The sequence below is a fragment of the Neoroseomonas rubea genome (genome assembly GCF_016106015.1).
In the GTDB taxonomy this organism is placed as follows: Bacteria; Pseudomonadota; Alphaproteobacteria; order Acetobacterales; family Acetobacteraceae; genus Neoroseomonas; species Neoroseomonas rubea.
Genome location: NZ_JACADQ010000520.1, coordinates 1 through 1,879, shown reverse-complemented (window position 1 = coordinate 1,879; position 1,879 = coordinate 1). Strand labels below are relative to the sequence as shown.

General features: G+C 73.9%; 3 protein-coding genes. 2 read left to right on the top strand and 1 reads right to left on the bottom strand.

Features of this window, described 5'->3' with window-relative positions:
- Positions 1-403, bottom strand: a 403-nt coding sequence (locus tag HW577_RS24415) for a glycosyltransferase family 9 protein (RefSeq protein WP_408639555.1), incomplete at its 3' end; no start/stop codon positions are given.
- Positions 404-476: 73 nt separating this feature from the next.
- Between HW577_RS24415 and ygfZ the strand changes: the two genes are divergently transcribed.
- Positions 477-1,301: a CAF17-like 4Fe-4S cluster assembly/insertion protein YgfZ gene (gene ygfZ / locus HW577_RS24410; RefSeq protein ID WP_198378695.1), complete on the top strand. Its 825-nt coding sequence runs from the start codon at positions 477-479 to the stop codon at positions 1,299-1,301.
- The gene (locus tag HW577_RS24405; RefSeq protein WP_198378694.1) at positions 1,301-1,759 is read left to right on the top strand and encodes a methyltransferase family protein; all 459 of its coding nucleotides are present in this window, start codon (positions 1,301-1,303) and stop codon (positions 1,757-1,759) included. The genes ygfZ and HW577_RS24405 overlap by 1 nt, the downstream gene beginning before the upstream one ends.
- Positions 1,760-1,879: the final 120 nt, after the last annotated feature.

Sequence of the window (1,879 nt, the reverse complement as noted above, 5' to 3'; positions counted from 1 at the left end):
CAGACGTGCGCTCCTCCGTCCTGGCGGGGCGCGGCGCGGGGCTGACGCCGAGGGTCTCGGCCAGGTGCAGCAGCCGGTGGCCGGGCCGCCGGCCGCCGCGCATCACCGCCCGGCGGCCGGCCAGCAGCAGCCAGGCGATTGCCGAGCCGCGCAGATCCACCACCAGGTCCCAGCGCCGTGCCGCCACCTGCGACCAGAGGCCGAGCCAATGCAGGCCGAACCGCTTCTTCTCAATGGGGATGAGGCGTTCGAGCGCCGGCATCCGGCGGAACACGCCCTCCGCCACGCGGCCGCACGCGATTGTGAATCGGGCCTCCGGATGGGCGCGCATCAGGTGGTCGAGCAGCCCGGTGGACAGCACGGCGTCGCCGATCCGGGTGGATGTGATGAACAGGATGCGCACGCGCGCCGCTTACCACGGCCAGCGGGCGGGGGGGAGGTTGCGCCGGACCGGCCGGCGGCACACCTGAAGGGGCATGAGTCTCGCGCATCTTCCCGACCGTGGCGTGCTGGAGGTGGCCGGCCCCGACCGCACCGCCTTCCTGCAGGGCCTTGTCTCCAACGACGTGCTGCAGGCCGTGCCGGGCCAGGCCGTCTGGGCCGCGCTGCTGACGCCGCAGGGCAAGTGGCTTGCGGATTTCTTTGTCTGCGCGACCGGGGAGGCGTTCCTGCTCGACGCGGAGCGGGCGCAGGTGGCGGACCTCGCCCAGCGGCTCGGCCGCTTCCGGCTGCGGTCCAAGGTGACGCTGCGGGATGCGTCGGAGGAATGGCATGTGCATGCCGCCTGGGGCGCGGCGCCGCTGGGCGGCGACATGGTGCTGCCCGATCCGCGCCTGCCGGAGGCCGGCTGGCGCGTTCTTGCCCGCGCCCCGCTGCCCGCGGATGCGACGGCGGAGGCCTATGACCTGCATCGCCTCGCCCTTGGCCTTCCGGATGGGACGAAGGACCTCGATCGGGAGAAATCGGTGCTGCTGGAAGCCGGCTTCGACGAGCTGAACGGCGTCTCCTGGTCGAAGGGCTGCTACATGGGGCAGGAGCTCACGGCGCGCACGCGCTACCGGGGCTTGTTGAAGCGGCGGCTGGTCCCCGTCGCGGTCGAGGGCGCCTTGCCGGCGCGCGGCACGCCCGTGACCGATGCCGCGGGCGCGGAGGCCGGGGAGATGCGCTCCGGCCGCGACGGGCTCGGCCTCGCGCTGCTGCGGCTCGACGCCCTGGCCCGCGCGCCCTTCCGCTGCGCCGAGGCGTTACTGACACCGAGCATCCCGGCCTGGATGCGTCTGCCGGCGCGCGAGGACGCCTGATGGCCGAGGACAATGGCCCCGGCGTGCGCGTGCCGCCACCGGTCCTGGCCGGCGGAATCCTGGCCGCCGGCTGGGTACTGCAGCGCATCGTGCCGGTGCCGCTCGGCCCGCCCATGCCGGAGTTCGGCGCGCTCCTCGTCTTCGGCGCGCTCGCGCTGATCGGCTGGGCAGTGCTGATGCTCGTGCGCGCCGGCAACGATCCGCGCCCCGACAAGCCGGACCAGGCGATGGTGGAAGCGGGCCCGTTCCGCTTCAGCCGCAACCCGATCTATCTCGGCTTCCTGCTCGCCGTGGCCGGCTTCGCGCTCCGCTGGGGGGATCTGTGGGGTTGGATTGCGGTGGCGGTGGCGCATCTCGCGCTCGACCGGCTGGTGGTGGTCAAGGAGGAAGCCTACCTCGCCACCCGATTCGGCGATGCCTACGCCGCCTATCGCGCCCGCGTCCGGCGCTGGGTCTGATCTTCACTCCTCATTGACCTTCCGCGGTCAGGATGCGCGCCCATGACCAGCGCGACCGCCCCTCGCACGGCCGCCCCGGCCGCGCCCCCGCCGGCCCAGCCGGCTGCGCGCGCCCCGGCC

What these genes read in the sequence shown, in the direction of transcription:
- ygfZ (WP_198378695.1), top strand. Translation starts at nt 477, where the DNA reads ATGAGTCTCGCGCATCTTCCCGACCGTGGCGTGCTGGAGGTGGCCGGC.
- HW577_RS24405 (WP_198378694.1), top strand. Translation starts at nt 1,301, where the DNA reads ATGGCCGAGGACAATGGCCCCGGCGTGCGCGTGCCGCCACCGGTCCTG.